The following is a 7,326-nucleotide window of genomic DNA, read 5'->3' as shown; positions in this document are numbered from 1 at the left end:
ATGCAGCGATGAAAAAAATGAAACTGGTCATGGTCGGTAACGGTATGGCAGGCGTGCGTACTTTGGAAGAACTACGCAAGATTGCACCTGACTTATATGACATCACGGTATTCGGCGCCGAGCCGTATGCCAATTACAACCGTATCTTGCTGTCCCCGGTATTGGCTGGCGAACAAACGATCCAGGACATCATGTTGAACGATGTCGACTGGTATGTGGAAAACGACATCAAACTGTACTTGGGCAAAAAGATCATCAAGATCGATCGCGTCAAACGTCTGGTGATTGCTGATGACGGCACAACTGCCGAATACGATCGCCTGCTGCTGGCGACCGGCTCCAATCCTTTCATGCTGCCGATCCCGGGCAAGGATCTGGCGGGCGTGATTTCCTATCGCGATATCTACGATACCAACGCGATGATAGAAGCGGCCAAGGTGCATACGCACGCAATTGTCATTGGCGGGGGGCTGCTCGGTCTGGAAGCGGCCAACGGTTTGAAGCTGCGCGGGATGAATGTAACTGTCGTGCATCTGCCGGAAACGCTGATGGAACGCCAGCTCGATAACGTCGCCGGCAAGATGCTGCAAAAGTCGCTGGAAGATCGTGGTCTGAATTTCCTGCTGGGTAAAAACTCACAGGAAGTCGTCGGCGACGAAAACGGCCGCGTCAAGGCATTGCGCTTTACCGACGGCTCAGAAATCCCGGCACAACTGGTTGTGATGGCAGTCGGCATACGCCCGAACACACAACTTGCCGAAGAAACCGGCATCTACTGCAACCGCGGCATCGTCGTCAGCGACACGATGCAAACCTATGATCCACGGATTTATTCGGTAGGCGAATGTGTCAATCATCGCGGCACTGCATACGGCCTGGTGGCACCCTTGTTTGAAATGGCAAAAGTCTGCGCCAATCATCTGGCCAACTACGGTATCGGCCGTTATCAAGGTTCGGTCACCTCGACCAAACTGAAAGTAACCGGTATCGATCTGTTCTCGGCCGGCGAATTCATGGGCGGTGAAGGCACCGAAGAAATCATGCTGTCCGATCCTATCGGCGGCGTGTACAAGAAACTCGTTTTGAAAGAAGACAAGCTGGTTGGCGCCTGCCTGTACGGTGACACTGTCGACGGTAGCTGGTATTTCAATTTGCTGCGCGAAGGCAAGGACATCAGCGAGATACGTGATTCATTGATGTTCGGCGAAGCCAATACCACGCGCCCTGGCGATACCGGTCACGAAGGTTTCAGCAAGGCCGCTGCCATGCCGGACAGTGCAGAAGTGTGCGGTTGCAATGGCGTGTGCAAGGGAACGATCGTCAAGGCCATCAAGGAAAAAGGCCTGTTCACGATCGAGGATGTACGCAAGCACACGAAGGCGTCGGCATCCTGCGGTTCATGCACCGGGTTGGTTGAACAGATCATCATGGCCACTGCCGGCGGCGATTATTCGGCATCGAGCAAGGCCAAGTCCATGTGCGGCTGTACCGATCACACCCATCAGGAAGTACGCGATGCGATCAAGGCAGAAAAATTGCTGACTGTTGCCGCCACGATGGAAAGAATGAACTGGCGTACGCCGAATGGCTGCACGACTTGCCGTCCGGCGATCAACTATTACCTGATCTCGACCTGGCCGCATGAAGCCAGGGACGATCCGCAATCGCGTTACATCAATGAACGTGCGCACGCCAATATTCAAAAGGACGGCACCTTCTCGGTGATTCCGCGTATGTGGGGCGGCGAAACCAATTCTTCCGAGTTGCGTCGCATCGCCGATGTGGTCGACAAGTTCAAGATCCCTACCGTCAAGGTTACCGGCGGTCAGCGCATCGATTTGCTGGGCGTGAAAAAAGAGGATTTGCGTGAAGTCTGGCGCGACCTCGGCATGCCATCCGGCCTTGCTTATGCAAAAGGTTTACGCACGGTAAAGACTTGCGTAGGTTCCGAGTGGTGCCGTTTCGGCACGCAGGATTCGACGAAGATGGGGCAGCAGCTGGAACATCAACTGGCGCGCATGTATGCGCCACACAAGGTCAAGCTGGCGGTATCCGGTTGTCCGCGCAATTGTGCGGAATCAGGCATCAAGGATGTCGGCATCATCGGTGTTGATTCCGGCTGGGAAATCTATGTGGGCGGCAACGGCGGCATCAAGACCGAGGTTGCAGAATTTTTCGTCAAGCTGAAAACACATGAAGAGGTACTGGAATACGCCGGCGCCTTCCTGCAGTTGTATCGCGAAGAAGGCTGGTACCTGGAACGAACCGTGCATTACCTTGCGCGTGTAGGTCTGGAGCATGCGAAACAGAAAGTGATCGAAGATGCGGAAAACCGCAAAGCCTTGTATGAACGCTTGCTGTTCTCGCTGGAAGGTGAAGCCGATCCATGGCATGAACCGGAAAAAGCGATGGTCGATACGCGTCAGTTCGAGCCCTTGTCGGTTTAAGACCGAATTGATGCGGATCTGATCCGCATCAATTCAGAAAAGCATTACTTCAATAACAGCAATCATTTTTATCAAGGTCATGTATGTCAAAACTATGGAAAGTCATTTGCAAGGTAACGGACATTCCAGTGCTCGGTTCCCGCGTCGTCAATCGTGCAGACCAGCCGAACGTCGCCATTTTTCGCAATAGCGAAGACAAGGTTTTTGCCTTGCTGGATCGCTGTCCACACAAGGGTGGCCCTTTGTCGCAAGGCATCGTGTTTGGTGAACGCGTTGCCTGTCCCTTGCACAACTGGAGCATAGGTCTGGACTCCGGCTGCGCTGCTGCGCCGGATGAAGGTTGCACACAAAAATTCAGTGTCAAGGTGGAAGACGGCGAGGTCTATCTGGATGTGGTGGAATTGAATGCCACGGTGAGCGAGGCCGCCGCTGCATGAGTGACTCACTGCCTTCTGCTGCCCGGCCGGAACTTTCGGTCATTGACGCTGCTGCATCCGCAGTTGCGTCTGCATTTTTATCGCCCACGACCGAAACCAAAGCCACCTGCTGTTACTGCGGGGTGGGCTGCGGTGTCCTGATCCAAAGCGATGGAGAGAAGGTGATCGGCGTGCGCGGCGACCCTGACCATCCGGCCAACTTCGGCCGTTTGTGTACCAAGGGCAGCACGCTGCATTTGACCGCGCGTCCGGCACTGCAGCAGCAGTCGCGGGCGCTGTACCCGGAAATGCGGCTGGCACGCACGGATGAACGTGAACGTACGTCGTGGGCAACGACGATGGATTACATCGTCAATAAATTTGCGGCAACGATACGCGATCATGGCCCGGATAGCGTTGGCTTTTATCTTTCCGGGCAGTTACTGACCGAGGATTACTACGTCTTCAACAAACTGGCGAAAGGGCTGATCGGCACCAACAACGTCGATACCAATTCGCGTTTGTGCATGTCGAGTGCAGTGGCCGGTTACAAACAAACACTGGGCGCCGATGCGCCGCCGCCCTGCTATGAAGATATCGACCAGGCAGAAGTTATTTTCATCGTGGGTTCGAACACTGCGTACGCTCATCCGATCATCTATCGCCGGATTGAAGATGCACGCAAGGCCAATCCACAACTGAAAATCATTGTCGCCGATCCGCGCCGTACCGATACCGCACGCGAAGCTGATTTATTTTTGCCGATTTTGCCTGGCACCGACGTCGCGCTGTTCAACGGCATGCTGCATATCTGTCTGTGGGAAGATCTGGTCGATCTCGAATATATAGCAGCGCATACAGAAGGTTTTGCGGAACTGAAGCAGACAGTACGCGAGTACACGCCTAAATTTGTTGCCGATATCTGCGGCATCAAGGAAGAGGATTTGATGCAGGCCGCGCGCATGTTCGGCAAATCGAAAGCAACACTGTCCATGTATTGTCAGGGTTTGAATCAATCCTCATCCGGCACTGCAAAAAATGCGGCACTGATCAACCTGCATCTGGCCACACATCAGATCGGCAAGCCTGGGGCAGGTCCGCTTTCGTTGACTGGCCAGCCAAATGCAATGGGCGGTCGCGAAGTGGGTGGCCTCGCCACCATGCTGTCTGCGCATCGCGATCTGGCGAATCCGCAGCATCGCGCCGAGATCGCAAAATTATGGGGTGTGGCCGATGTGCCGGCGACACCTGGCAAAAGCGCTGTCGAAATGTTTGAAGCAGTGCGCACCGGCGACATCAAGATCATCTGGATAGTCTGTACCAACCCTGCGCAATCGATGCCTGAGCAGGCCATGATCCGTGAAGCATTGCGCAATGCCGAACTCGTCATTGTGCAGGAAGCGTACAAAACAACCGCGAGCTGTGACTATGCCGACGTGTTGTTGCCGGCATCAACGTGGAGTGAAAAAGAAGGTACGGTTACCAACTCCGAACGTCGCATTACGCGCTTCAAATCCGTGTTGCCGAAGTTGGGCGAAACCAAACACGATTGGGAAATCGCAGTCGACTTCGCGCGCAAGCTGGAATACGCGCTTGGTAAGGAGTCGTCTATCTTCCCGTTTGAAACCACGGAAGAAATCTGGAACGAACATCGTGAATCAACCCGCGGTCGCGATCTCGATATCACGGGTTTGAGTTTCAAGCTGCTGGAAGAACAAGGCCCGCAACAATGGCCGTTTCCTGAGGGCGCGACTATCGGCAAGAAACGTCTGTATGAAGACGGCATATTCCCGACCGCTAACGGCCGCGCGAAGTTTGTGAATACGGTGTATCAGCCGGTGGCTGAGCCTGTCAATGCGCGTTTCCCTTTTCATCTGACGACAGGTCGCTTGCGCGATCAATGGCATGGCATGAGCCGTACCGGTACCGTCGCGCAATTGTTTTCGCATGCGGCTGAGCCGGCGGTTGTTTTGTCCAGAATCGATATGGAACGTCGTTTGTTGAATGCCGGCGATCTGGTGCACGTCACCAGCAAACGTGGCTCGCAAATTTTCCCGGTTGCCCTGGGCGACGATATGCGCGCCGGGCAAGCTTTCATCGGTATGCACTGGGGTGAGGAATATGTGTCAGGTCGTGGCCGCGATGGCGATGGCACTTATGGCGTGAACGCATTGACCACACCGGCATACGATTCCAGCTCCAAGCAGCCGGAATTGAAACATTCTGCAGTCAAGATTTTGAAAGCAGAATTCCCCTGGCGTTTTATCGTGTTCGGCTGGATAGATGAAGCCAAGCTGCTGGATTTGCAAGCGGCGTTGCGGCCCATGATGCGCAAGTTTGCCTATGCGTCGTGCACGCTGTTTGGGCGTGACAAAGTTGGCGTGTCCTTCCGTGCTGCGGACGACTATGCAGCGGATCCTGCGCTGACCGCAGAGATAGAACAAAAATTCAGCATCGCCGGTGCGCAAGTATTGCGCTACGACGATACCAAGCGTGGCAATTCGCGTCGCATTCTGATTGGTGATGGCAAGTTACAGGCAGTGTCACTCGCGGGCGATATTTCTGCCGAAGGCTGGCTGAAGGAATATCTGGAGAGCGAGCAACCGGTTGCTGCATTGGGCCGACTGTTGCTGATGCCATCGAACAAACCGCCGCAAAACTTCAAGTCGCGTGGTCGTATCGTCTGCAACTGCTTCAATGTATCTGAAACGGAAATCAACGATAGCTTGGTCGGTGCGGGCGGCGAGGTAGACGTGAAACTGGCGGGTCTGCAGCAGAAACTGAAGTGCGGCACCAATTGCGGATCATGCGTTCCGGAATTGAAGAAAATCATTTCCAGCCAGCAGATGCCTGCCAAGGCTGCTTAGACTCTTGATTTTTTCACTGTAATTTTTACATCGTCTTACTCGGTTCTGTACTTTCGCAGAACCGGGCTTCGGTGTACCCTCTGCGGCATGCAAAATCCTTCCAATACCGAACCATTCGCCACCGCTCGTTTCATCAAGGAAATCGGGCGCGGCGTCAAAGGCGCGCGCAGTTTGTCACGCGACGATGCCCAGCTATTGTATGCAGCCATGCTGGACGGACGTGTCTCTGATCTGGAAATGGGCGGCATCATGCTCGCGATGCGCATCAAGGGTGAGTCGGTCGATGAGATTGCCGGCTTTGTCGATGCTGCGGAAGCGTCATTCGAGCCTGTAGTTGCACCTGCTGGCGATTACGCACCTATTGTCATCCCGAGTTATAACGGCGCGCGTCAGATGCCCAACTTGCTGCCTTTGATGGCCTTGCTGCTGGCGCGTGAAGGTGCGCCGGTATTTATTCACGGCGTGACTAGAGACCCCGGTCGAGTGACGAGTGCAGAAATTTTGAAAGAACTCGGCTATCCGGTTTCGCACAATGAGCAGCAAGTTGCCGAACAGTTTGCGCGCCGCGCACCAGTATTGATGCCGATTGAAGATCTGGCTCCGCGCATGTCGCGTTTGCTGGCGATGCGCCGCATACTCGGCGTGCGTAACTCCACGCACACGCTGGTCAAGATCATGCAGCCGTTTGCCACCCCGGCCTTGCGCCTGACCTCTTACACACATCCTGAATATCTTGCCATGTTGACCAGTTACTTCACGACAGCTGCGCCGGCTGAACGTGGGGATGCATTTTTGATGCGTGGCACAGAAGGCGAAACCGTTGCCAATGCCAAACGTGCACAACAGATAAGCTGGATGCATGAGGGCGAATGCACGATCCTGGTGCAAAAGCAGGAGCCGGTTGATGACTTGCCTCCATTGCCTGCAGAACGCGATGCTGTTACGACGGCTAGATGGATAGAAGCCGCGCTGCGCGGCGAAGAACCTATCCCGATATCCATTCTGGAGCAGGTGGAACAGTGTTTGCTTGTAGCTAAACATCTACAAAGTAAACATGGTGGTCAAGATGGAGCAGTTCGGTAAGGTATTAGGTAAAGTGTTTTTGGTTGGCGCAGGTCCTGGTGATCCGGATCTGCTGACGATCAAGGCAGTGAAAGCGATCGCCAAGGCAGATGTGATCCTGATCGACGATCTGGTCAATCCGGAAGTATTGCAATATGCGCCGGCAACTGCGCGCATCGTCAACGTCGGCAAACGCGGCGGCTGCAAGCAAACTCCCCAAGAATTCATCGAACGGCTGATGTTGTCCGAAGCGCAAGCCGGACAGTGCGTCGTGCGTTTGAAAGGCGGCGACCCGTTTATCTTCGGTCGCGGCGGGGAAGAGCGCGATCATTTGCAAGCTGAAGGTGTCGACGTTGAAGTGATTAACGGCATCAGCAGCGGTCTCGCTGCGCCGGCGTCGATAGGTGTTCCGCTCACACATCGTGAATGGAGTCAGGGCGCGATCTTTATTACCGGGCACGGCAAAAATGCCGAGTCCAATCCGGACTGGAATACGCTGGCCAAACTCAATCTGACGCTGGTGATTTATATGGG

5 protein-coding genes are annotated in these 7,326 nt (G+C 54.5%); all 5 read left to right on the top strand.

What is annotated here, in order from left to right; translation table 11 throughout:
* Window positions 1–8 precede the first annotated feature (8 nt).
* The gene (gene nirB / locus ABWP27_RS11385) at window positions 9–2,447 is read left to right on the top strand and encodes a nitrite reductase large subunit NirB (RefSeq protein WP_353156824.1); all 2,439 of its coding nucleotides are present in this window, start codon (window positions 9–11) and stop codon (window positions 2,445–2,447) included.
* A gap of 83 nt (window positions 2,448–2,530) precedes the next feature.
* Window positions 2,531–2,884: a nitrite reductase small subunit NirD gene (nirD, locus tag ABWP27_RS11380; RefSeq protein WP_353156821.1), complete on the top strand. Its 354-nt coding sequence runs from the start codon at window positions 2,531–2,533 to the stop codon at window positions 2,882–2,884.
* A complete protein-coding gene (locus ABWP27_RS11375) occupies window positions 2,881–5,730 on the top strand; it encodes a nitrate reductase (RefSeq protein WP_353156819.1) in 2,850 nt (949 codons plus the stop codon). Before nirD ends, ABWP27_RS11375 begins: the two co-directional genes overlap by 4 nt.
* A gap of 87 nt (window positions 5,731–5,817) precedes the next feature.
* The gene (gene ybiB, locus ABWP27_RS11370; RefSeq protein WP_353156817.1) at window positions 5,818–6,813 is read left to right on the top strand and encodes a DNA-binding protein YbiB; all 996 of its coding nucleotides are present in this window, start codon (window positions 5,818–5,820) and stop codon (window positions 6,811–6,813) included.
* Window positions 6,785–7,326 (top strand): uroporphyrinogen-III C-methyltransferase (cobA, locus tag ABWP27_RS11365; protein ID WP_353156814.1); only part of this gene is annotated, 542 nt, incomplete at its 3' end. The genes ybiB and cobA, both read left to right, overlap by 29 nt.

Origin of the sequence: Herminiimonas fonticola (assembly GCF_040395855.1) — a bacterium.
GTDB classification, from domain to species: Bacteria; Pseudomonadota; Gammaproteobacteria; order Burkholderiales; family Burkholderiaceae_D; genus Oxalicibacterium; species Oxalicibacterium fonticola_A.
The sequence above is the reverse complement of the archived record's forward strand: the minus strand, read 5'-3'. Positions and strand labels throughout refer to the sequence as shown.